General features: G+C 71.8%; 20 protein-coding genes. 6 read left to right on the plus strand and 14 right to left on the minus strand.

The genetic code is table 11. From position 1 onward, the window contains the following. Positions 1–154 precede the first annotated feature (154 nt). From AC4OXY_RS20455 to iolC, 12 genes are all read right to left on the minus strand, one after another. Positions 155–472, minus strand: coding sequence for a hypothetical protein (locus AC4OXY_RS20455; protein ID WP_356023052.1), 318 nt, complete (start codon positions 470–472; stop codon positions 155–157). Positions 473–561: 89 nt separating this feature from the next. Then, positions 562–879, minus strand: a complete 318-nt coding sequence (locus tag AC4OXY_RS20460) for a hypothetical protein (protein WP_356023055.1) — start codon at positions 877–879, stop codon at positions 562–564. A 65-nt stretch (positions 880–944) separates the two neighbouring features. Then, positions 945–1,265, minus strand: a complete 321-nt coding sequence (locus AC4OXY_RS20465; protein WP_356023057.1) for a hypothetical protein — start codon at positions 1,263–1,265, stop codon at positions 945–947. Positions 1,266–1,654: 389 nt separating this feature from the next. After that, on the minus strand, positions 1,655–2,074 hold the full coding sequence (locus AC4OXY_RS20470; protein ID WP_356023059.1) for a hypothetical protein: 420 nt from the start codon (positions 2,072–2,074) through the stop codon (positions 1,655–1,657). Positions 2,075–2,243: 169 nt separating this feature from the next. Then, a complete protein-coding gene (locus AC4OXY_RS20475; RefSeq protein ID WP_356023061.1) occupies positions 2,244–3,095 on the minus strand; it encodes an ABC transporter permease in 852 nt (283 codons plus the stop codon). Further along, positions 3,092–5,740 (minus strand): CocE/NonD family hydrolase, encoded by a 2,649-nt coding sequence (locus tag AC4OXY_RS20480; protein WP_491994388.1) that lies wholly within the window; start codon positions 5,738–5,740, stop codon positions 3,092–3,094. The genes AC4OXY_RS20475 and AC4OXY_RS20480 overlap by 4 nt, the downstream gene beginning before the upstream one ends. Positions 5,741–5,934: 194 nt before the next feature. Further along, on the minus strand, positions 5,935–7,332 hold the full coding sequence (locus AC4OXY_RS20485) for an APC family permease (protein WP_356023066.1): 1,398 nt from the start codon (positions 7,330–7,332) through the stop codon (positions 5,935–5,937). A gap of 290 nt (positions 7,333–7,622) precedes the next feature. After that, positions 7,623–9,125 (minus strand): CoA-acylating methylmalonate-semialdehyde dehydrogenase, encoded by a 1,503-nt coding sequence (gene mmsA / locus AC4OXY_RS20490; RefSeq protein WP_356023068.1) that lies wholly within the window; start codon positions 9,123–9,125, stop codon positions 7,623–7,625. A 15-nt stretch (positions 9,126–9,140) separates the two neighbouring features. Further along, positions 9,141–11,021 carry a 3D-(3,5/4)-trihydroxycyclohexane-1,2-dione acylhydrolase (decyclizing) gene (gene iolD, locus AC4OXY_RS20495; RefSeq protein ID WP_362819663.1) on the minus strand — a complete coding sequence of 627 codons (1,881 nt, stop codon included), beginning with the start codon at positions 11,019–11,021 and terminating at the stop codon, positions 9,141–9,143. Next, positions 11,018–11,857: a 5-deoxy-glucuronate isomerase gene (gene iolB / locus AC4OXY_RS20500; RefSeq protein WP_491994389.1), complete on the minus strand. Its 840-nt coding sequence runs from the start codon at positions 11,855–11,857 to the stop codon at positions 11,018–11,020. The genes iolD and iolB overlap by 4 nt, the downstream gene beginning before the upstream one ends. A gap of 7 nt (positions 11,858–11,864) precedes the next feature. Continuing rightward, the gene (locus tag AC4OXY_RS20505) at positions 11,865–12,725 is read right to left on the minus strand and encodes a Cgl0159 family (beta/alpha)8-fold protein (RefSeq protein ID WP_491994620.1); all 861 of its coding nucleotides are present in this window, start codon (positions 12,723–12,725) and stop codon (positions 11,865–11,867) included. A 107-nt stretch (positions 12,726–12,832) separates the two neighbouring features. Continuing rightward, a complete protein-coding gene (iolC, locus tag AC4OXY_RS20510) occupies positions 12,833–13,783 on the minus strand; it encodes a 5-dehydro-2-deoxygluconokinase (protein WP_362819665.1) in 951 nt (316 codons plus the stop codon). A gap of 167 nt (positions 13,784–13,950) precedes the next feature. Here iolC and AC4OXY_RS20515 point away from each other — a divergent pair, with 167 nt between their 5' ends. After that, entirely contained in the window at positions 13,951–14,868 is a 918-nt protein-coding gene (locus tag AC4OXY_RS20515) for a sugar phosphate isomerase/epimerase family protein (RefSeq protein ID WP_376285749.1), read from the plus strand. A 214-nt stretch (positions 14,869–15,082) separates the two neighbouring features. Further along, positions 15,083–15,283 (plus strand): helix-turn-helix transcriptional regulator, encoded by a 201-nt coding sequence (locus tag AC4OXY_RS20520; RefSeq protein ID WP_356023082.1) that lies wholly within the window; start codon positions 15,083–15,085, stop codon positions 15,281–15,283. A gap of 114 nt (positions 15,284–15,397) precedes the next feature. Here the strand turns inward: AC4OXY_RS20520 and AC4OXY_RS20525 are convergent, their stop codons facing one another. Continuing rightward, entirely contained in the window at positions 15,398–16,441 is a 1,044-nt protein-coding gene (locus AC4OXY_RS20525) for a zinc-dependent alcohol dehydrogenase family protein (protein ID WP_356023084.1), read from the minus strand. A 48-nt stretch (positions 16,442–16,489) separates the two neighbouring features. Further along, complete coding sequence (locus AC4OXY_RS20530; RefSeq protein WP_491994390.1) at positions 16,490–18,730, minus strand: MMPL family transporter; 2,241 nt, start codon at positions 18,728–18,730, stop codon at positions 16,490–16,492. Between the two features lie 161 nt (positions 18,731–18,891). On the opposite strand from AC4OXY_RS20530, the gene AC4OXY_RS20535 reads away from it, so the two are divergent. The 4 genes from AC4OXY_RS20535 (at position 18,892) to AC4OXY_RS20550 (ending at position 23,275) form a co-directional block, all read left to right on the plus strand. Beyond that, a complete protein-coding gene (locus AC4OXY_RS20535; protein WP_362819669.1) occupies positions 18,892–19,557 on the plus strand; it encodes a TetR/AcrR family transcriptional regulator in 666 nt (221 codons plus the stop codon). A gap of 84 nt (positions 19,558–19,641) precedes the next feature. After that, on the plus strand, positions 19,642–20,592 hold the full coding sequence (locus AC4OXY_RS20540; protein WP_491994391.1) for a PrsW family intramembrane metalloprotease: 951 nt from the start codon (positions 19,642–19,644) through the stop codon (positions 20,590–20,592). Positions 20,593–20,684: 92 nt separating this feature from the next. Next, complete coding sequence (locus tag AC4OXY_RS20545) at positions 20,685–20,924, plus strand: heavy-metal-associated domain-containing protein (protein WP_071386002.1); 240 nt, start codon at positions 20,685–20,687, stop codon at positions 20,922–20,924. A gap of 86 nt (positions 20,925–21,010) precedes the next feature. Then, complete coding sequence (locus AC4OXY_RS20550; protein ID WP_491994392.1) at positions 21,011–23,275, plus strand: heavy metal translocating P-type ATPase; 2,265 nt, start codon at positions 21,011–21,013, stop codon at positions 23,273–23,275. Positions 23,276–24,032 lie beyond the last annotated feature (757 nt).

Below are 24,032 nucleotides of genomic sequence, written 5' to 3' on the forward strand. Positions count from 1 at the left end.
CGTTTCAGAGGACACACACCCGCCGAGCGATCCAGGCCGGCTCCGTTTCCCGGAGCCGGCCTTCGGCGTTCTCGGGACGCTCTTCCAGGGCGGCCACAGGAAACAGCTGGCGGCCCGCCGAATGTCGGCGGGCCGCCAGGCCGGTGATGACTGCTCAGAACAGCAGGCCGCCCGCGTAGGGGGCGTTCTGCGCCTGGTTGACTTCGGCCGTGTTGCACGCGGCGTAGTGCGAGTTCGGCGCGACCACGCCACCGAGAACGGCGCCGTTGGACCACGGCGCGATGCAGCGGCCGTCGATCAGAGCACCGTTGGAAACGACAAGCCCCTGCTGAGGGGAGTTCACGACGACCGGAGACTCCGCGAAGCCGTTGCCACCGCTGGCGAAGGTGTTGCTGTCGGCAGCAGCGGTGCCGGCGGCGGCCAGGACGAGGCCCGCGGCGAGCGCGGAGAGAGCCGTAACCTTGTTACGCATGAGATGCGCCTTTCGGTTGTGGGAGGGGTGGGTTGGACGGGAACGTCTGCTGACATCCCCGCTCCGGGGGGGTTCGGAGCGCGAAGGGGTCAGAACAGCAGGCCGCCGGCGTACGCCGCGTTCTGCGCCTGGTTGACACCGGCCGTGTTGCACGCGGCGTAGTGCGAGTTCGGTGCGGCGACGCCGCCGAGAACGGCACCGTTGGACCACGGGGCGACACAGCGGAGGTCGACAAGCGTGCCGTTGGAGACGATGGCGCCCTGCTGGGGGGCGTTCACGACGACCGGGGACGACGAGAAGCCGTTGCCGCCGGTGACAGTCGTGCAGTTGTCGGCTGCGGCGGTGCCGGCGGCCGCCAGAACGACACCTGCGGCGAGGGCCGAGATGGCCGTAACCTTGTTACGCATGAGATGTCCTTTCCGGACTGCGTTTGTGGAGGGTTCACCTGCCCCGAATTACTCGGAGCGGGGGGTCAGAAGAGCAGGCCGCCGACGTACGGAGCGTTCTGCGACTGGTTGACAGCAGCGGTGTCACAGGCGGCGTAGTGCGAGTTCGGCGGAACGACGCCGCCGAGAACGGCACCGTTGGACCACGGCGCGATGCAGCGGCCGTCAACGAGGGCGCCGTTGACGACGACCACACCCTGCTGGGGGGCGTTCACAACGACCGGGGACTCCGAAAAGCCCTCACCGCCAGTGACGTTGGTCGTGTTCGAATGGGCGGAGGCAACGCCCGCGCTGCCGCAGAGAGCGCCAAGGGCCAGTGCGGTGACGACCGCGAACTTCCTGGTCAACTCGGTTCCTTCCTGGATTCACGGTAACCCGCGCTTACATGGCAAGAAACCGAAATATGCGGCGGAAAGTCACGCGGACACCGGCCATACCAGACGGATTCCATCGGATGGCGGAACGATGCCGTGCCCCGCTTCCCAAGTGCCTCACGGGGAAGCAGGAGCGGACGCCGACATGCGTCCGGCCCACTGGTCAGGAGGATTCCAGTGGGCCGAACAGGCTTGAGGCGTATCCCGGGCATCGCATCGGGCACCGGGCGAGTACGGAGCTGCTGGTCCGGCTCCAGACTCTGCGCTACGCCTTTAAGGCGCCGGACGTGGGTGACGAGAACCGGATCAGAGTGTCAGAATTCCGGCGGCTTTCATCGCACCGACTCCTGACGGTTTACGTGTCATCCCTGGCTGAGCAGGCTACCGAGCCCGGCGCTGGTCGGCGCATTCAGCGGATGGAGCTGAACAGATCCGGTTCCGGCCGGGTTCTTCACCGGAATTGCGGGCTTCTTACTGCTGTCGCGTCCCATCCCGTCCAGGTATACGCCGGAAGCCCGCGCCGCCTTGTTCGTGCCGGTGACCGTAGATGACTGGTTCTCGTCGAACGCACTGCCCTTGGTGAGGTTGCCCTGCTTGGCCACCCGCATCACGGTGTCGGCCGCGGGCACGATCGCCGGAGTCACCTCGGCCTGGGACATGAGACCGAGCGGGCCGGTTTCGTGTTCCGGCGCTTTGGCGGTGGCCGACGCCGCTACGGCGGAGCCACCCACGAGACTCGCGCCAATGGCCAGCGCCGCAGTGGTGAGAACTGCCTTGTTCATGATCACCTCACTTGGAGTTACCTCTGATCCGACAGAGGCAGAACATAGCAGTCCACAGCCCGTCCAAAGCGATGCACTACTCCATACGCATGAAGTTTTCTGCAGTGAAGGAGCGCGCATTATTCAGATTCCTCGGCGCACTACCGGAGAAAGAAATACGAAAAAGCAATTATGAAACCACATCTTTGCGGGCGAAGCCTCGGAAGGCCAGGGCGAACAGCACCAGGGCGTAGGAGACGGAGACCGCGGCGCCCTGGATCATGCCGGACCACTCGGCGTGCGGCTGGACGGCGTCGGCCCAGGCGAACTGCCAGTGCGCGGGCAGGAAGTCGCGCCAGTGGCCGAGGGCGGTGACCGCGTCCAGGACGTTGCCGACGATCGTCAGGCCGACCGCGCCGCCGACCGCGCCGAGCGGGGCGTCCGTCTTGGTGGACAGCCAGAACGCGAGCCCGGCGGTGACCAGTTGGGAGACGAAGACGTACGCCACGACCACCAGGAGCCGCTGGGCCGCCGTGCCGCTGTCCAGCGCGCCGCCGGTCGGTATCTGCAGCGGGCCCCAGCCGTAGGCCGCCGTGCCGACGGCGAGCGCGACGACCGGGAGCAGCACCATCGCGGCGAGGCTCATCCCGAGCGCGACGACGAGCTTGGACCACAGCAGCCGGGCCCGGGGCACGGGCGCGGCCAGCAGATAGCGCAGCGAGGACCAGCTGGCCTCCGAGGCGACCGTGTCCCCGCAGAACAGGGCGACCGGGATCACCAGCAGGAAGCCCACCGAGACGAACAGGTTGACCGCGGCGAAGTTGGCGCCCGACGCGGTGGCCGTGTCCATCAGGGTGACCTGGCCGTTCCGGTCGTGCGGGGTGCCGATCGCGAAGGCGATCAGCAGCACGAACGGCAGCAGGGCGAGGATCGCGCCCATGACCAGGGTGCGCCGCCGCTTGAGCTGGCGGACCAGCTCGACCCGCAGGGGCAGGGTGTGCCGGGTCTGATAGCCGGAGGCGACCTCGGCGAGCGTGCTCATGCGGAACCTCCTATCAGGGTCAGGAAGGCGTCTTCGAGGCGGCGGTGCGGACCGACCGAGGCGACGGGCACGTCGAGGCGCACCAGTTCCACGACCAGCCGCTCGGCCGTGCCGCCCGGCTCCAGCCGGACCAGCAGTCCGTCGTCGGTGCGCACGGCGGAGGCGACGCCGGGCAGCGCGCCGACCTTCTCCACGACCGGCTCCTGCACCGGTGCGGCTGTGCCGACCAGCAGGGTGTCGCCGGAGCCGACGATCTCGTGCACGGGGCCCGCCTGGACGAGCCGGCCGCGGTCCATCACCACGAGGTGGGTGCAGGACTGCTCGACCTCGGCGAGGAGGTGGCTGGAGACGATCACCGTACGGCCGGCGGCCGCGTAGCGGATCATCACCTCGCGCATCTCGCGGATCTGCGGCGGGTCGAGGCCGTTGGTGGGCTCGTCCAGGATGAGCAGGTCGGGCAGGCCGAGCATGGCCTGGGCGATGGCGAGGCGCTGGCGCATGCCCTGGGAGTACGTGCGCACCGCGCGGGCGAGCGCGTCGCCGAGCCCGGCGATCTCCAGCGCCTCGTCCAGGTGGGCGTCCGCGGGCGGGCGGCCGGTGGCCCGCCAGTACAGCTCCAGGTTCTCCCGGCCGGACAGGTGCGGCAGGAAGCCCGCGCCTTCCACGAACGCGCCGACCCGGGACAGCACGGCCGCGCCGGGCCGGACGGCGTGCCCGAAGACCCTTATCTCTCCGTCGTCCGGGGTGATCAGGCCCATCAGCATGCGCAGGGTGGTGGTCTTGCCCGCGCCGTTGGGGCCGAGCAGGCCGAGCACCTGGCCGCGCTCCACCCGGAAGGAGAGCTCGCGCACCGCGTACCGGTCGGTGGACCTGGCGTACCGCTTGCTCAGGTCCTTGATGACGAGCGGGACTTCGGCCAGCTCCGGGGCGGGTGCGGGGGCGGTCGTGCGGCGGCGGGCGGTGAGCAGCAGGGCGAGCGCGACGGCCGCGCCGGCGGCGGGCAGCCACCACACCCAGGACGGCAGGGGCGCGGCGGCGGTGCTGACGGCGGGGGCCGTCGGCACGCTCAGGGCGTCCTTGAGGGAGACGGTGTAGGTGGCGGGCGCGGCCGGGGAGGCGTAGCCGAGGTCGGTGGAGGCGAGGACCAGGCGGAGCCGGTGGCCCTTCTGCACCGTGTGGTCGATCGCCGGGAGGGTGATCGTCACGTCCTTGCCGGCCTTGGCGCCGGTCACCCGGAAGGGGGTGACGAGCTGGCTGGGCAGCACCTGCTGGGTGCCGCCGGGGCCGACGTCGTAGACCTTGCCGAACAGGACGGCGTCGTCGCTGGTGGAGGTGAGGTGGACGGTGGCGGTCGGGGTGCCGGTGATCTGGAGGTCGCGGGTGAGCGGGGCGGAGTCGAACTTCGCGTACTGGCCGGGGAAGTCGAGGGAGATGCCGACGCCGAGCGCGGAGAGCTGGGACAGGCCGCCGGAGCCGCCGAGGCCGGGCAGGGCGGAGACACCGGGCGGGCTGGCGCCGGCCGGGTTGGCGGTCCGCTGGGTGCCGCCGGTCAGGGCCACGGCCCGCCGGTGGTCGCGCAGGCCCGGGTAGGCGGGCGCGGTGGCGCCGCGCAGCTGGGCCGTGCCGTCGTTCGAGTTCACGCCTCCGGTGCGGGTGATGCGGAAGGCCGGGCCGGTGTCGGTGTTCTTGTCGCCCCTCAGATACCGGTCGAACCAGGCGCGCACGCGTGCCTGGACCCTGCCGGTCTCCATGTCGCCGCCGTCGTGGCCGCCCGCGATCCAGTCGACGTCCACGGGGGCGCCGTTGGCCCTGATCGCCTTCTCGGCGGCGTCGGCCTGGCCGAGGGGGAACAGGGAGTCCGTCTGGCCCTGCACCAGCAGCGTGGGCACCTTGATGCGGGCGGCGACCGCGGACGGGGAGCGCTCCTCCAGCAGGGTGCGGGCGGCCTGGTCGGGGGTGCCGGACTCGGCGACCCTGTCGTACATCCGGCACAGCTCGGGCTCGAAGTGGGCGCAGCCGCCGCCGCTGTTGAAGAAGATGCCGGCCCACAGCTTCTTGAACACGCCGTTCGGGAAGAGGGCGTCGGCGAGGTTCCAGTACGTGATGGCCGGGGCGATGGCGTCCACGCGGTGGTCGTGTCCGGCGGCGAGCAGGGAGATCGCGCCGCCGTAGGAGCCGCCGGCGACGCCGACGCGCGGGTCGCCCGGCTTGTCGAGCTGGACCTGGGGCTGGGCGGCGAGCCAGTCGATGAGCCGGGAGACGTCGGCGACCTCGGCCTCGGGGTCGTTGAGGCCGATCTTCCCGGTCGACCTGCCGAAGCCGCGCGCGGACCAGGTCAGGACCGCGTACCCGTCCCGGGCGAGGTCCTCGGCCTGGCCGCGCATGTCGTCCTTGCTGCCGCCGAAGCCGTGTCCCAGCAGGACCGCCGGGTGCCGGCCGGAGCCGGCCGGGGCGAAGAACGAGGTGTCCAGGCGGACGCCGTCGACCGCCATCATCCGGTCGGTGCGGTGCACCGGGGGCGGGCCGCCGGAGGCGGCGGCCGTCCAGGTGCCGGCGCCGGCCAGCACCACGACGGCGGCCGCGGCGGCCATCAGCCGCCGCGGCCCCTTGAGCAGCCCTCGCGGTGAGGGCACCCGAAGATCCATGCCTCAACGGTACGGGCCCGCACTGACATCCGACGGATCCCCCGGGCTGAACCCCGGCCCCTCCCTGGGGAGTACGGGTCCGCCGGATGTACTTCGGGCGCGGTACGCGAGGATCCCGGTCGTGGTACCGCGGGGCCATGGAGCGCCGCGGGGCCTCAAGGCCGGCGTCGTCGGCGTCTCCCTCGGGCCGGCCGTCAGGCCTCGGCGTCCTCCGGGATCGACACCAGCCAGCGGGTGTCGCGGCGCGGGCGGAGGTAGAGGGCCCAGTAGAGGGTGGCGACGGCGGTGATGGCGCCGGTCCACAGCAGGTAGGACGGGTCCTGCTCGACGAGGATGTAGACGAGGACCGCGATGAGCAGCACCGGCATCGCGGGCCACAGCGGCATCCGCCAGGCCGTGCGGCTGCCGTGCCCGCCGCGCCGGGCGAGCAGCGCGGCGACGGCGACCAGCAGGTACAGGCCCGTGACGGCGACGCCGGTGACGCCGTACAGCGTGTCCAGGTTCACGAAGCAGAGGAAGGCGCCCGGCACGCCGACGACGAGGGTGGCGACCCACGGGGAGCCGAACCGGCCGAGCTTGGCGAGGGCGTTGTTGACCGGGGTGGGCCAGGCCTTGTCGCGGGCGGAGGCGAACAGGACGCGGGAGTTCTGGATGACCATGACGATGCCGGCGTTGATGATCGCGAGGGCGACGCAGAGGCTGACGAAGGTGCCGACGGCCGAGTTGCTCCAGGCGATGACCATGCTGCTGATGTCGCCGCCGGTCAGGGACTTGAGGTCACCGGCGCCCAGGGTGATCGCCACGACCGGGACCAGGATGACCACGCTGGAGATGGCGAGCGTGGCGAGGACGGTGCGGGCGACGTTGCGGCGCGGGTGCTCCAGTTCCTCGGAGAGGTAGATCGCGGTGGAGAAGCCCTGGGTGGCGAACAGGGCGATGGCGAGTCCGGACAGGACCATCATGGCGGTCACGGGGTTCACGTGCGCGTGCTCGCCGGCGATCTGCATCGAGCCGAGACTGCCGAGGCCGCGGTGGGAGTGGGTGAAGCCGAGGAGGGCGACGACGCCGGCGGCGACGACCTCCAGGACTAGGAAGATGCCGGTGATCCAGGCGTTGGCGCGCAGGTCCAGCAGGCCGGCGAGGGTGGCCGCGAGCATCACGCCGGCGCCCGTGAGGGACGGGTCGAGGTGGACGACCGGGGCGAGGTAGTCGGCGGTGCCCATCGCGATGACCGGAGGGACGATCATCACGACGAGCAGGGACATCACGAAGGCCAGCCAGCCGGCGAGGCGTCCGGCCAGCGTGGAGACGATGGCGTACTCGCCGCCGGCGCTGGGGATGAGGGTGCCGAGCTCGGAGTAACAGAAGGCCACGGGGATACAGAGCAGCGCGCCGATGACGAGGCACAGGGCCGTCGCGGTGCCGAGGCTGGAGAACAGGTCGGGCACGATGACGAAGAGCGTGGAGGCGGGGGTGACGCACGAGAGCGTGAGCAGGGTGCCGCCGACGACGCCGATGGACCGCTTGAGTTTCTGGGGGCTGTCAGAAGCGGCTATGACGGCGGGGTCGACAGAGCGGAGCGTGTCGGTCATACGGCGGTTCCGATCGACTCGTGCGAGTGAGGGTGAGGACGGGAGCGCTATCGCCTCCGGCGGGCCTGGTCGTACGTGCTCTGGTCCGCTCCCGGCGGCTGAATGGAACCCCGACGAAAACCGCCACGTCAATGGGTGTTCACCTACGAAATCCGCAGCAAAAAGACGGCCTGAAGCCGGTTCTCGCAGCAACGGTCCCTATAGGCGGGCACTTGCACCGGTACGAGAATCGCAGTGCCCGGGCACAAAAAAACAGGGCCGTCCGCTATACGGACGGCCCTGTCGGGCGCTCAGTGGTTGCGCGGGAAGCCCAGGTCCACGCCCGCCGGGGCGTCGGCCGGGTCGGGCCAGCGGGTGGTGACGACCTTGCCGCGGGTGTAGAAGTGCGTGCCGTCGTTGCCGTAGATGTGGTGGTCGCCGAAGAGGGAGTCCTTCCAGCCGCCGAAGCTGTGGTAGCCGACGGGGACCGGGATCGGGACGTTCACGCCGACCATGCCGGCCTCGACCTCCAGCTGGAAGCGGCGGGCCGCGCCGCCGTCCCGGGTGAAGATCGCGGTGCCGTTGCCGAACGGCGAGGCGTTGATGAGGGCCAGGCCCTCCTCGTACGTCTCGGCGCGCAGCACGCACAGCACCGGGCCGAAGATCTCGTCCTGGTAGGCCTTCGCCGACGTCGGCACCCGGTCCAGCAGCGAGAGGCCGATCCAGTGGCCGTCCTCGAAGCCCTCGACCGTGTAGCCGGTGCCGTCCAGGACCACCTCCGCGCCCTCCGCGGCCGCGTTCCGCACGTAGGAGGCCACCTTGTCGCGGTGGGCGGCGGTGATCAGCGGGCCCATCTCGGACGTCGGGTCGTTGCCCGGGCCGATCTTGATCTTCTCGGCGCGCTCGCGGATCTTCTCCACCAGCGTGTCGCCGATCGCGCCGACCGCGACGACGGCCGAGATGGCCATGCAGCGCTCGCCCGCCGAGCCGTAGGCGGCCGAGACCGCCGCGTCGGCGGCCGCGTCCAGGTCGGCGTCCGGCAGGACCAGCATGTGGTTCTTCGCGCCGCCCAGCGCCTGCACCCGCTTGCCGGCCGCGGAGGCGGTGGTGTGGATGTAACGGGCGATCGGGGTCGAGCCGACGAACGAGACCGCCTTGACGTCCGGGTGCTCCAGCAGGCGGTCCACGGCCACCTTGTCACCGTGCACGACGTTGAAGACGCCGTCGGGCAGACCGGCCTCGGCCAGCAGCTCGGCGAGCTTGACGGAGGCCGACGGGTCCTTCTCGCTCGGCTTGAGCACGAAGGTGTTGCCGCACGCGATGGCGATCGGGAACATCCACATCGGGACCATCGCCGGGAAGTTGAACGGCGTGATGCCCGCGACCACGCCCAGCGGCTGGCGCAGCGAGGAGACGTCCACCCGGCTGGCGACCTGCGTCGACAGCTCGCCCTTCAGCTGCACGTTGATCCCGCAGGCCAGGTCCACGATCTCCAGACCGCGCGCGACCTCGCCGAGCGCGTCGGAGTGCACCTTGCCGTGCTCGGCGGTGATCAGCTCGGCGATGGCGTCCCGGTTGGCGTCCAGCAGCGCGCGGAAGCGGAACAGGATCTCCGTGCGCCGGGCCAGCGAGGACTGGCCCCAGGTCACGAAGGCCTCCTTCGCGGCGGCGACGGCGGCGTCCACCTCGTCGACCGACGCGAACGCGACCTTCGTGGTGACCGCGCCGGTCGCCGGGTCGGTGACCGGCCCGTACGTGCCCGACGCGCCTTCGGCGGTCTTGCCGCCGATCCAGTGGTTGACGATCTTCGTCATGCCCAGAAACTCCTTTTACAGATGGCGGCGTCGGGTCGAGACGTGCCGGTCGTACAGCTCACGGGCCTTGACCGCCGACGGTCGGGTCGCGGTCTCGGCCACAGGAACATCCCACCAGGCCTGCGCCGGAGGCGCGCCCGACACAGTGTCGGCCGTTTCGGTCTCGACGTAGACACATGTGGGAGTGTCGGCGGCCCGCGCCTCGGCGAGCGCCGCGCGCAGCTCCTCGACGGTCTTCGCGCGCAGCACCCGCATGCCCAGGCTGGCCGCGTTCGCGGCGAGGTCGACGGGCAGCGGGGCGCCCGTGAGCGTCCCCTCCTCGGTCGGGAACCGGTAGGCGGTGCCGAACCGCTCGCCGCCCACCGACTCCGACAGCCCGCCGATGGAGGCGTACCCGTGGTTCTGCACCAGCAGGATCTTGATCGCGATGCCCTCCTGCACGGCCGTCACGATCTCCGTCGGCATCATCAGGTACGTGCCGTCGCCGACCAGCGCCCACACGGTGCGCTCCGGCGCCGCGAGCTTCACGCCGATCGCGGCCGGGATCTCGTAGCCCATGCAGGAGTAGCCGTACTCCAGGTGGTACTGGTCGTACGAGCGCGTCCGCCACAGCTTGTGCAGATCGCCCGGGAGCGAGCCGGCCGCGTTGACGATCACGTCCGACTCGTCCACCAGGGCGTCCAGCGCCCCGATGACCTGCGGCTGGGTCGGCCGTACGTCGATCTCGTCGGCCTCGAAGCAGGCGTCGACACGCTGCTCCCAGCGCTCCTTGTCCTCGGTGTACTCGGTGACGTAGGAGTCCCGGACGCGGTGGCCGTGCATCTGGAGGGCCTCGGTCAGCTCGCCCAGGCCGCTGCGGGCGTCCGCGATCAGCGGCAGCGCGGCCAGCTTGTGGCCGTCGTAGGGCGCGATGTTGAGGTTCAGGAAGCGGACGTCCGGGTGCGCGAAGAGGGTGCCGGAGGCGGTGGTGAAGTCGGTGTACCGGGTGCCGACGCCGATCACCAGGTCGGCGGTGCGGGCCAGTTCGTCGGCGGTGGCGGTGCCGGTGTGGCCGACCCCGCCCACGTCCTGCGGGTGGTCGTGGCGCAGCGAGCCCTTGCCGGCCTGGGTGGAGGCGACCGGTATGCCGGTGGCCGACGCGAACTCCGCGAGGGCCTCCTCGGCGCGGCTGTGGTGGACCCCGCCGCCCGCGACGACGAGAGGCCGCCGGGCCGCGCGGATCGCCGTGACCGCCTCGGCCAGTTCGACCGGGTCCGCGCCCGGCCGGCGCACGGTCCACACGCGCTCGGCGAAGAACTCCTCCGGCCAGTCGTGGCCCTCGGCCTGCACGTCCTGCGGCAGGGCGAGGGTGACCGCGCCGGTGTCCACCGGGTCGGTGAGCACCCGCATGGCCTGCAGCGCGGCCGGGATCAGGGCTTCCGGGCGGGTGATGCGGTCGAAGTACTTCGACACCGGGCGCAGCGTGTCGTTGACCGAGACGTCGCCCGCGTACGGCACCTCCAGCTGCTGCAGGACCGGGTCGGCGGGACGGGTGGCGAAGACGTCGCCGGGGAGGAGCAGGACAGGGAGGTGGTTGATGGTGGCCAGAGCGGCGCCGGTGACCAGGTTGGTGGCGCCGGGGCCGATCGACGTCGTCACCGCGTGCGCGGACAGCCGGTTCGCCTGACGGGCGTAGCCGACCGCCGCGTGCACCATGGACTGCTCGTTGCGGCCCTGGTGGTACGGCATCACGTCGCGGTACTCGATCAGCGCCTGGCCGATCCCGGCGACGTTGCCGTGCCCGAAGATGCCCCACGTCGCGCCGATCAGCCGGCGCCGCTCGCCGTCGCGCTCGGTGTACTGCGCGGCGAGGAAGCGGACCAGCGCCTGGGCGACGGTCAGCCGGGTCGTGGTCATCGGTACCCCCCTGTGCTCTCTACGTGATCCGGGTGGAAGCAGATCCGCCACTCCCGCGTCGCGCCCGGGCCCGCCATGACGTTCAGGTAGTACATGTCATGCCCGGGCTGGGCGATCGACGGGCCGTGCCAGCCGTCGGGGACGAGGACGGCGTCGCCGGAGCGGACCTCGGCGAGGACGTCGGTGCCGCCCTCGCGGGAGGGGAACACGCGCTGATAGCCCAGGCCGTTCGGGCCGTCGATCTCGAAGTAGTAGATCTCCTCCAGCGCGGACTCCTCGCCCGGCCGGTGCTCGTCGTGCTTGTGCGGCGGGTACGAGGACCAGTTGCCGCCCGGCGTGATCACCTCGACGGCGATCAGCTTGTCGCAGTCGAAGGAGTCGGCGGAGGCGAAGTTCCGCACCTGGCGGGCGCAGTTGCCGCTGCCGCGCTGCTCGACGGGGACCTCCGGCGCGGGGCCGTAGCGGGCGGGGAGTCGTCGCTCGCACTTCGCTCCTGCCAGGGCGAAGCGGCCTCCCGCGCCGGAGGCGATCTGGACCCGGGCGTCCCGGGGAACGTACGCGAAGTCGGAAACCTTCGCGAACACGCTGTCCCGGCCCAGGAGTTGGAACTCGTGCTGCTCGGTTGACGCAGTCTCAATTTGTACGGTACATCCGCCTTGCAGCGGAAGCACGATCCACTCACTGTCCCCGGCGGTGAACGTATGTGTGCCGCCGGGCGTCAACTCGGCCACCCGCAGACTGCTGTGCGTCCAGCCGGCCGCCTTGGGATCGATGTCGACTGCGTACTGGGCGTTCGCGGTCGCGCCCTTGGGCAGATGCGGATCGGTACTGGTCATGCGGCCCTCACAGCAGTCCTACGGCGGTGTCCACGGCGGCGGCCACATCGCCGTCCGCCGGGTACAGCAGCGAGCGGCCGACCACCAGGCCGCGCACGGTGGGGAGTTGGAGCGCGCCGCGCCACTTCTCGTAGGCGGCGATCTGGCTCTCGGGCGAGTCGCCGATGTCGCCGCCGAGGAGGACGGCGGGCAGGGTCGAGGTCTCCATGACCCGGGCCATGTCGTCGGGGTCGTCGGTGACCGGCACCTTCAGCCAGGTGTAGGCGGAGGAGCCGCCGAGGCCGGAGGCGATGGCGATGGACCGGGTGACGGCCTCGGCGGACAGGTCGTTCCTCAGCTTCCCCTCGGGGGAGCGGCGGCTGATGAACGGCTCCACGAAGACGGGCAGCCGGCGCGCGGCCATGTCGTCGATCGCCCGGGCGGTGGACTCCAGGGTGGTCAGGGAGCCGGGGTCGTCGTAGTCGATACGCAGCAGCAGCTTGCCCGCGTCGAAGCCGAGCCGCTGGATGTCCTCGGGGCGGTGCCCGGTGAAGCGGTCGTCCAGCTCGAAGCGGGCGCCCTGCAGTCCGCCCCGGTTCATCGAGCCCATGACCACCTTGTGGTCGAGGACACCGAGCAGCAGCAGGTCGTCCAGGATGTCGGCGGTGGCGAGGACGCCGTCCACGCCGGGCCGGGACAGCGCCAGGCACAGCCGCTCCAGCAGGTCGGCGCGGTTGGCCATGGCGAGCCCCCGGTCCCCGACGCCGAGCGCGCCCCGGGCGGGGTGGTCGGCGGCGACGATCATCAGCCGGCCGCCCTCGTTCAGCAACGGCCTGCGCGCCCGGCGGACGGCCGCCTCGGAGATCGCCTCGGGGTGATGGGTACGGATGCGGACGAGTTCGGCGACGTCGACACGCGGACTTCTCCCGCCGTCGGTACGAGGGCTCCTCCCGCCGTCCCCGCCCTCGGCGTGGGTGCCCGCGACGCGGCCGGCCCTCACAGCACCGCTCCGGCGTCGAGCGCGGCGGCCACCTCGTCCGGGGTGGGCATCGCGGAGGAGCATTCCAGGCGGGAGGCGACGATGGCGCCGGCCGCGTTGGCGTGCCGCATGATCGTCTCCAGGTCCCAGCCTTCGAGGAGGCCGTGGCAGAGGGAGCCGCCGAACGCGTCCCCGGCGCCGAGTCCGTTGAGGACGGTGACCGGCAGGGGCGGCACCTCGGCCGAGTCGCCGTTCGCGCCGACCGCGAGGACACCCTTGGGTCCCTGCTTGACGACGGCGATCTCGACCCCGGCCGCGAGGAGCGCGCGAGCGGCCTCGTGGGGCTCGCGCACACCCGTCGCGACCTCCACCTCGTCCAGATTGCCGACGGCGACGGTCGTGTGCCGCAGCGCCTCGGCGTAGAAGGGGCGGGCCTCGTCGGGGTGGCTCCAGAACATCGGGCGCCAGTCGAGGTCGAACACCGTCGGGCCGGACTTCGCCCGGTGGGTGAGGGCCGCGAGGGTCGCCGTACGGCTCGGCTCCTCGCTCAGGCCGGTGCCGGTGACCCAGAAGATCCGGGCGTCGCGGACGGCGTCGAGGTCCAGGTCGTGGGCGTCGATCTCCAGGTCGGGCGCCTTGGGCTGCCGGTAGAAGTAGAGCGGGAAGTCGTCCGGCGGGAAGACCTCGCAGAAGGTGACCGGGGTCGGCAGGCCCGGGACCGGCGTGACCCAGCGGTCGTCCACGCCGAAACCGCGCAGCGCCTCGTGCAGATAGGCGCCGAACGGGTCGTCACCGGTACGGGTGATCACGGCGGTGTGCCGGCCGAGCCGGGCCGCGGCGACCGCGACGTTCGTCGCCGAACCGCCGAGGAACTTGCCGAAGGACGACACCTGGGCGAGCGGGACACCTGTCTGGAGCGGGTAGAGGTCCACCCCGATCCGCCCCATGGTGATCAGGTCGTACGCCATCGGCTTCCCTTCGTCACGGCTCTTCCCCGGCTCGTCCCGGCTCTTTTCCGGCTCGTCGCGGCTCTTCCCGGATTTCTAGCCTCCCCGGGCCGACCCTGTCAATGTTTTGTCCAGACATACGGACCAACTCTTGACACCGCTTTCTGCGCGCCCTCACGCTGGCGCCCATGACGTCGCTGCCGCCCTCCTCCTCACTGTCCCGTATCCGGATCGGATCGGCGCCCGATTCCTGGGGCGTGTGGTTCCCCGACGACCCGAAGCAGGTCCCCTGGCGGCGCTTCCTCGACGAGGTGGCGGACTCCGGCTACGAGTGGATCGAGCTGGGCCCCTACGGCTATCTGCCGACGGACCCGGCCGTGCTCGCCGAGGAGACCGCCCGGCGCGGGCTGAAGGTCTCGGCGGGCACGGTCTTCACCGGCCTGCACCACGGGGCGGCCGTGTGGGACAGGACCTGGGCGCACGTCCGCGACATCGCGGCCCTCACCCAGGCCATGGGCGCCCGCCATCTGGTCGTCATCCCCTCCTTCTGGCGGGACGACAAGACGGGCGAGGTGCTGGAGCCGTCCGCGCTGACGGCGCAGCAGTGGCGGAACCTGACGTCCCTGACCGAGCGGCTCGGCCGGGAGGTGCGGGAGCGGTACGGACTGACGATCGTCGTCCACCCGCATGCCGACACCCACATCGACAGCGAGGAGAACGTCGCGCGTTTCCTCGACGGCACCGACTCCGACGCGGTGTCGCTGTGCCTGGACACCGGGCACTACGCGTACTGCGGCGGGGACAGCGTCAAGCTGATCGAGACCTACGGCGAGCGCATCGGCTATCTGCACCTCAAGCAGGTGGACCCGGAGGTCCTGGCCGACGTGCGGGCGAAGGGCACCCCCTTCGGACCGGCCGTGGCCCAGGGCGTGATGTGCGAACCGCCCGCCGGCGTACCGGAGTTGAGCCCCGTCCTGGCGGCGGCCCAGCGGCTGGACGTGGATCTGTTCGCCATCGTGGAGCAGGACATGTATCCCTGCGAGCCGGACGCTCCGCTGCCGATCGCCCGGCGGACCCGGGCGTTCCTGCGCTCGTGCGGGGCGTAGCGACACCATTGCGGCAGTTCTGTCACGAACACCCCTCTTGTGTCACATGTGTCGCGTGTACGTCGACTGTGCGTCACACCGTGACGACAGGCACTGTCCGCTCCTCACCCCGTGTCGTTCACCGGACGCAGGCTTGGTGATCGCCAGCGCAGCGCCCGGCTCCCCCGACGGCTTTCCCGGCCGCCGCCGCGGTGTGCGCAGGGAGGTGCAATTCATGACCGACCGAAGGCTCTGGTCCTACAAGGAGATCGCGGCGCACATCAGCGTGCAGCCCGACACCGTCCGGTCCTACCGCAAGCACGGGCTGCTGCCCCCGCCCGACCACGTGGAGGGCGGCAAGCCCTACTGGTACGCGGACACGGTCCGCGCCTGGGTCGCCTCCCGCCCCCGCAACCGCGGCCGCCGGTTCGACTGACCCGGCCGGTCGCCGGCCGCGACTTCGGGCGACCGGGGCCGCACCGTGTTCCGTTGGCGGCGTACGAGGCGTGCGGGGCGCTGGCGGCGGTCCCGGACCGGGAGGGGGCCGCCGTCAGCGCCACGGCTCGATGACCGTCACGCCCGCGCCCGGTGCGGTGCCCATCGCGGCCAGGGCCTGCGGGGCCGCGTCGAGCGGGATGGTCCGCGTCACCAGCAGGTCCGGACGCAGCACCCCGGACACGACCAGTTCCAGCATCGCCGGATAGGCGTGGGCGGCCATGCCGTGGCTGCCCAGCAGTTCGAGCTCCAGGGCCACGGCGCGGGCCAGCGGGACGGGCGTGGTGCCGTCGGCCGGGGGCAGCAGGCCGACCTGGACGTGGCGGCCGCGCCGGCGCAGGCCGTTCACGGACGCCGCGCAGGTGGCCGGGGAGCCGAGGGCGTCGAGGGAGAGGTGGGCTCCGCCGCCGGTCAGTTCACGGATCACCACGGCCGTCTCCGGGGTGCGCGAGGCGTCCACGCACTCCGCCGCACCGAACTTCCGCGCCAGGTCCAGCGCCTGCGGCGACACGTCCACGGCGACGACCCGCGCCCCCGAGGCCGCCGCGACCATCACGGCGGACAGCCCGACCCCGCCGCAGCCGTGCACCGCGACCCACTCCCCCGCCGCCGCCCGGCCCTGCTGCACCACCGCGCGGAAGGCGGTGGCGAAGCGGCAGCCGAGGGAGGCGGCGGTGGCGTACGCCATGTCGTCCGGGATCGCGACCAGGTTGACGTCGGCGTGGTCCAGCGCCACGTACTGGGCGAAGGAGCCCCAGTGGTGGAAGCCGGGCTGGGTCTGCCGCTCGCACACCTGCTGGTCGCCCGCCGCACAGGCCGGGCAGGTGCCGCAGGCGCAGACGAACGGCACGGTGACCCGGTCGCCGGGCCGCCGGCGGGTCACCCGGGAGCCGACGGCCTCGACGACACCGGCGAGTTCGTGCCCCGGCACGTGCGGCAGCTCGATGTCGGGGTCGTGGCCCATCCAGCCGTGCCAGTCACTGCGGCACAGCCCGGTGGCCTCGACCCGGACGACCACGCCGTCGGGGGCCGGGCGGGGGTCGGGCAGCTCGCGTACCTCGGCGGGGGCGCCGTAGCGTTCGAAGACGACGGCTCGCATGGGCAGTCCTTTCGGGAACCTCCGTGCAGACTAGAGGGTTCGGCCGTCTCAACCGGTGACGATGCGCTGCGGCTGCTCGTGCTCCGCGGGGCCTCCCGCCGGCCCGGCCCCGGGCCCCTGGAGGGGCGCCGTCGGCTCGCCTTCGCTCAGTCCGAACCGTTCGTGCAGTCGCCGCAGCCACGCCGGTGCCCACCATGTCGCCCTGCCCGTCAGCCGCATGATCGCCGGGACCAGCAGGCTGCGCACCACCATCGCGTCCATCAGGACCGCCAGGGCGATGCCCAGGCCGAGCATCTTGGTGTTCGTCACCCGGGAGGTGCCGATGGCGACCATCACCACGGCGAGGATGACCGCCGCCGCGGTGATCAGCCCGCCGGTGCGCCGGAGCCCGTGGCGTACGGCCGCGTCGTGGTCGCCCGTGCGGTCGTACTCCTCCTTGATGCGGGACAGCAGGAACACGCCGTAGTCCATGGAGAGCCCGAAGGCCACGCAGAACATCAGCACGGGCAGGGTGGTCTCGATGGAGCCGGTGCTGGTGAAGCCGAGCGGGCCGGACAGGTGGCCGTCCTGGAAGACCCAGACCACGGCACCGAACATCGCCGTCAGGCTGAGCGCGTTCAGGACGACCGCCTGGACCGGTATCAGCACGCTGCCCGTCAGCAGGAAGACCAGGAGCAGGGTGACGACGGCGATGAACCCGGCCGCCCAGGGCAGGCGCTCGGCTATCGCGTGCTTGGTGTCGACCAGGACGGCCGCCGTGCCGGTCACCTTCGTGTGGAACGGTGCGTGCAGTGCGCGTATGTCGCCCACCAGGCGCTGGGCCGGGTCGTCCACGGCCTCGCCCCGGGGCTGCACCGTGAAGTAGGCGGCATCGCCCTTGACCAGCGGGCCGTAGACGCGGGCCACCCCGGGCAGGGCGGCCACCTGCTGTTTGTAGGCGGCGTACCGGTCCGGGGCGGTCCTGCCCTCGGCGAGGATCTCCAGACCGCCGCCGGGGCTGCCCGGGAAGCTCTCGCGGAGGTGCTGCTGGACCACGTGGGACTCGGCGGTCGAGGGCAGCTGGCGGTCGTCTGCGGTGCCGAACTTGACGCCTAGGAAGGGGAGTCCGAGGACGACCAGCAGGACGGTCGTGCCCAGCGCGAAGAGCGGGGCGCGGCGCATCACCAGGGCGGCCGTCCGCGCCCAGGCAGCGCCCCCGTCGGCCTTCGGGGCGCGGTCGCGACGCAACAGGCGGCGCAGGTCCAGGGAGTTGACCCGGTGGCCGAGCAGGACCAGGGCCGCCGGGAGCAGGACCAGGGCGGCGGCCGCGGCGAGCAGGACCACGGCGATGCCGGCGTAGGCGAAGGAGCGCAGGAAGTACTGCGGGAAGACCATCATGGCGGCGAGGGAGACCGCGACCGTGAGGGCGGAGAAGAGCACCGTGCGCCCGGCCGTGCGCAGCGTCGCGGCGACCGCGGTCGACGGGTCGGCGCCCGTGGACAGTTCCTCGCGGTAGCGGCGGACGATGAACAGGGCGTAGTCGATGGCCAGGCCGAGGCCGAGGGCCGTCGTCAGGTTGAGCGCGAAGACCGATACGTCGGTGAACGTCGTCAGGCCGCGCAGGACGGCGTTGGTGCCGAGGATGGCGACGATGCCGATGCCGAGCGGCAGCAGGGCGGCGACCGCGCTGCCGAAGACCATCACCAGCAGCACCAGCGTGATCGGCAGGGCGATCAGCTCGGCGCGGGTCAGGTCCTCCTTGATGATGGTCTGCATCTCCTGCCGCACCGCGACGACGCCCCCGAGCTTCACCTGCACCGGTCCGTGCGTGCCCCGGTAGTGCGGGGCTATCCGGTCCAGGGTCCTGGCCGTCGCGTTCTCGTCGCCGGTGATGCGGGCGGCGATCAGCGCCTCGTGGCCGTCCTCGGCACGCAGGGCGGGGGCCTGCGCGGGAGCGGCCTGCCAGTAGGAGCCGACGCCGGTCACCCCCTTCTCCGCCGCGAGCCGGCGCGTCAGGTCGCGGGCCCGGGCGGCGACATCCGGGGCGTCGACGGAGGAGTGGCCCGCGTCGACCAGGAGGAGCAGGTTCGGCTGCGAGTCCGGGAACGCGCGCTCCAGGGCCTTGGTCGCGTACGACGACTCGGCGGCCGGGTCCTCCCAGCCGCCGCTGCCGAGGCGGTCCGCGACCCCGCTGCCGGCCACCACCGCGAGCGCGGTGAGCACCAGGGCCACGAGCAGCGACAGACGGGGGCGGGCGGTGACGAACCGGGTCCAGCCGCCGGGCCGGGGTGGGCTGTTGACTTCGGTCATCGTGCGGTGTCCCCTTCACCTTGGCTCATGTCCGTGCAGGCAGGCAGCATGAGTCGGTCGTTGCCCGTAAACTGGCAAACACGAGAGATCGCTCGCGTTTCACAAGAATGCGAGCGACTGCTCGCGTTTGTCAATCGCGTTCGGAGATCTGGGGATAACGCGTGCCCGACAACCCGCAGACACAGAACGAGCAGCCGCGCCGCCGGCAGGCCCGCGGTGAGCGCCGTATCGCCCAGCTGCTCGAAGCGGCCGCCCAGGTCTTCTGCACCACCGGCTACACCGCCGCCAGCACCAACGCCATCGCGCGCGAGGCCGGGGTCTCGCCGGGCACGCTCTACCAGTTCTTCCCGAACAAGGAGGCCATCGCGATCGAGCTGGGCGACCGGCTCATGCACGAGATGCGCGACACCTACGGCGAGGCGCTGGCGCCGGTCGACCCCGCCACCCCGCTGGAGGAGGCCGTCGGGTCCGCCGTCGACCGGTTCGTCGCGTTCAACACGGACCACCCGGTGTTCTTCGCGCTGATGCACGGCCCGGACATGCCCGGCGGGATCGCCGACGCGCACGACCAGTTGCACACCTCGCTGATCGGCCGCGTCGAAGGCCTGCTCGCCTCCCTCGTGCCGGACGCCTCCCCGGTGGACATCACCCGCACGGCGCACGTCTGCCTCGGCATCTACAAAGCGGGCCTGGAGCTGGTCCTCACCCATGAGGGCCCCGAGCGCGCGGCGTACATCCAGGAGATCAAGAACGTCCTCACCCGCTACCTGGAACCGCTGGTCGGCGACCGGATCGGCCAGGGCCGCCCCGGGGCCGCCGGCGGGTGACCCCGGGAGTCACCCGGACTGCGCCGTCCGGCACATCTGCCTACAGTGCGGAGAGATCGCCCAGCAGCAGTCGAGGGGACTCCCGTGACCCACTCCCCGCCGCCCGGCACCCCCAGGGCCCGCATACCCGGCCCGCAGCAGCCCCCGCCGCCGTACCCCCGCATCCGTGCGGGTCTGTGGCGGCGCTGTCTGGGCGGCGGGCTCGCCCTGTGGGCGCTGACGGCGTGGGTGACGTACGAGACCCGTGACGGCACGCCGCTGCCGACGCTGATCCTGCTCGGCAGCTTTCTGGCGCCGGTCGCCTTCGTACTGTGGGCGTACGAGCGGCACGGCCGCGACCTGGGCGTCAGCGCGATCCTCGGCTGCTTCCTGGCCGGCGCCACGCTCGGGTTGCTCGGCGCCTCGCTGACGGTGTCGTATCTGGCGCACCCCTCCTTCGGGCTGTCCCTCGGCGTCGCCCTGATCGAGGAGGCCGCCAAGCTCGGGGCCCTGGTGATCGCGCTGCGCGGCCAGCCCGGCGTCCGCGGCACGCGCGCGGGGCTGGTGCTCGGCGCGGCCGTCGGCTTCGGCTTCGCGGCCCTGGAGAGCGCCGGGTACGCGTTCGACGCGGCCGTCTCCACCGAGGGCGTGACCCTGCGCACGCTGCTGGAGACGGAGATGCTGCGCGGGGTGCTCACGCCCCTCGGGCACGGCCTGTGGACCGCGATCGCGGGCGCCGCCCTGCTGTCCCGGCGCCGGCCGAACGGGCAGTTCCGCCTCACCGCACCGGCCGTAGGCGCCTGCCTCGGCACCTCCCTGCTGCACACCCTGTGGGACGCGACGCACGGCATCGCGATCCAGGCGACGGCCCGGCTGACCGGCGCAGGGTCGAACCGGCCGCTCTTCACGCACGCGTACCTCGCCCGGCCGAGCGCCCCACAGGAGCACCTGTTCACCCTGTTCTCGGTCGGCGGGCTGGCGCTGGTGGCGCTGGCCGGGGTCGGCTGGGTGCGCGTGCTGGCGCGGCGGAACACCTCTTGGAGAAATACCCCCTAGGGGTATAGTCTGAGAAACATGGGGGTTCCCCCGCAGCCCCGATGGCCTCGCGGACCCCACTGGCCCCCTACGCCTCGACGAGGAGTAACGACATGACCACCCACACCGACACCCCGGGCTCCGTCACCACCGTCTACAAGGTGACCGGCATGAGCTGTGGCCACTGCGAGGGCGCCATCTCCGCCGAGGTCTCCGAGATCCCCGGCGTCACCTCGGTGAAGGCCGTGGCGTCGACCGGTGAGGTGACCGTCGTCTCCACGTCCGAGCCGGACGACGAAGCCGTGCGCGCCGCCGTGGACGAGGCCGGTTTCGAGCTGGCCGGCCGCGCCTGAGCAACACCTTCGATTCCCCCGACCGGGCCGTACCGACCAGCTGATACTGGCTCCGTACGGTCCGGTCCGATGTCTGGAGTCCGGACATGACCAGCACCACCCGTACAGACAAGGCCCCGTCGACAGCCGGAACCCCCTCCGAGGCCGACGAGGTCGAGCTGCTCATCGGCGGGATGACCTGCGCCTCCTGCGCCGCGCGCGTGGAGAAGAAGCTCAACCGGATGGACGGCGTCAGCGCCACCGTCAACTACGCCACCGAGAAGGCGAGGATCTCCTTCGGCGAGGGCGTCGCGGTCGCCGACCTGATCGCCACCGTGGAGAAGACCGGCTACACCGCCGAGGTACCCGCCCCGCCCCAGCCCGAGGCGACGGCGCAGCAGCCTCCCGCGCACGACGCCGAACTCGGCGCGCTCCGGCAGCGGCTGCTGGTCTCCGCGCTGCTCGCGCTGCCCGTCGTCCTGCTCGCGATGATCCCGGCACTCCAGTTCGACAACTGGCAGTGGCTCTCGCTCACGCTCGCCGCGCCCGTCGTCGTCTGGGGCGGCCTGCCCTTCCACCGGGCCGCGTGGACCAACCTCCGGCACGGCGCCGCCACCATGGACACCCTGGTCTCGGTCGGCACGCTGGCGGCCTTCGGCTGGTCGCTGTGGGCACTGTTCTTCGGCGACGCCGGCATGCCCGGCATGCACGACGAGTTCCGCCTCACGATCTCGCGCATGGACGGCGCCTCGACCATCTACCTGGAGGTCGCCTCCGGGGTCGTCGCGCTGATCCTGCTCGGCCGCTATCTGGAGGCCCGCTCCAAGCGCCGGGCGGGGGCGGCCCTGCACGCGCTGATGGAACTGGGCGCCAAGGACGTGGCGGTGCTGCGGGACGGGCGTGAGGTCCGGATCCCCGTGGCGTCGCTGTCGGTCGGGGACCGGTTCGTCGTACGGCCCGGCGAGAAGGTCGCGACCGACGGCACCGTGGTCGAGGGCGTCTCCGCGGTGGACGCGTCCATGCTGACCGGCGAGTCGGTGCCGGTGGACGTCGGGCCGGGCGACCGGGTCAGCGGCGCCACGGTCAACGCGGGCGGGCGGCTGGTCGTCGAGGCCGCCCGGGTCGGCGCGGACACCCAGCTCGCGCGCATGGCGAAGCTGGTGGAGGACGCGCAGAACGGCAAGGCCGAGGTGCAGCGGCTCGCCGACCGGGTGTCCGCCGTGTTCGTGCCCGTCGTCATCGGCATCGCGCTCGCCACGTTCGGCGTCTGGCTGGGCCTGACCGGGGACGCGGTCGCCGCGTTCACCGCGTCCGTCGCCGTCCTGATCATCGCCTGCCCCTGTGCGCTGGGCCTCGCCACGCCGACCGCGCTGATGGTCGGCACCGGCCGCGGCGCCCAGCTCGGCATCCTGATCAAGGGCCCCGAGGTGCTGGAGTCCACGCGCCGCGTCGACACGGTCGTCCTCGACAAGACGGGCACGGTCACCACCGGCCGGATGACGCTCCAGGCGGTCCACGTCGCCGCCGGCGAGGACGAGAAGGAGCTGCTCAGGCTGGCCGGCGCCCTGGAGCATGCCTCCGAGCACCCGGTCGCCCGCGCCATCGCCGCGGGGGCCGAGGAGCGCGCCGGAGCACTGCCGGAGGTCGAGCACTTCGAGAACGTCCCCGGGCGGGGCGTACGCGGGCGCGTGGACGGCCGCGAGGTGGCCGTGGGGCGCCTGTACGACGTCCTGCCGCACTCGTTGGTCCAGGCGGCCCGCGAGGCCGAGGAGCAGGGCCGTACGGCGGTCGTGGCCGGCTGGGACGGGCGGGCCCGCGGGGTCCTCGCCGTCGCCGACACGGTCAAGGAGACCAGTGCCGAGGCGATCCGTGAGCTGCGCGCCCTCGGACTCACGCCGGTGCTGCTCACCGGCGACAACCGGACGGTCGCCGAGGCGGTCGCACGGACGGTCGGCATCGACCCGGCGCACGTGTACGCCGAGGTGCTGCCCGAGGACAAGGTGGACGTCGTACGGCGGCTGCGGGACGAGGGGCGCGCGGTGGCGATGGTCGGCGACGGCGTCAACGACGCGGCCGCGCTGGCCACCGCCGATCTGGGGCTGGCGATGGGCACCGGGACGGACGCGGCGATCGAGGCGAGCGATCTGACGCTGGTGCGCGGGGACCTGCGCGTGGCGGCGGACGCGATACGGCTGTCCCGGCGGACGCTGGCCACGATCAAGGGGAACCTGGTGTGGGCCTTCGGCTACAACGTGGCCGCGCTGCCGCTGGCCGCCGCCGGACTGCTCAACCCGATGATCGCGGGCGCGGCGATGGCCTTCTCCTCGGTGTTCGTGGTGACCAACAGCCTGCGGCTGCGACGATTCCGCTGAGACCGAAGTAGGAGACCCTCTGGAGTCGGACGCGCGCACCACATAAGCTCTTCACAAGGCTCGCGCATCTTCCTTACGCTTGGGCTCCGATCGTCGTATCGGGGCTCTTGCGTACCTAAAGGACATATGCAAGAGACGCAGATCACAGTGATGCGAACGTAACCATCGAAGGGGTTCGAAGGTCTAAGTTGGCGATGTCGGTTCGGCGTCTTGGGGGGCGTCTGCCGGCGTCTGGGGTTGTCTTGGGGGACTGCCTCAGAGATGCGTTGCCGGGGCACGTACACCGGGAAGCTTTGAGCGGCCCTCCCTGCGTGCGTTGTCCCGGCAGATCGCACCGCATCACCGGAGTGGGACGAGTTTTGCTCGTTCTGCTCACCAGACAGCGATTCAGGCGCTGTCTCTCCGAGCGCCCGGCCGGATCCCGTGGGGGGAATCCGCACCGGGACACGGGAAGGCGCCCTGATCGTCGGCCCGTGGGGGGACCGGCGCAGGGCGCCTTCCGCTTATTCGTCTGTACGGCCACCGCAGGGCCCACCCATGAGGCAGGCCCTGACACTCAGTGCCTCAGCATTCCCCGACTGCGTCAGCGAGCCTCGACCGGTACGAAGTCGCGCTCGACCACGCCCGTGGCCGTGCCGACCCGGGGGACAACCCCCGGACCCCCGGCCGGGTCCGGAGCCACCGTCCACCGGCACCCTGACGATGTGCCGACGCCGCCGAGACCGAGAGGCGGCCAACCAGGGGCGCCATCCGGACG

The sequence above is a fragment of the Streptomyces sp. HUAS MG56 genome (assembly GCF_058673395.1).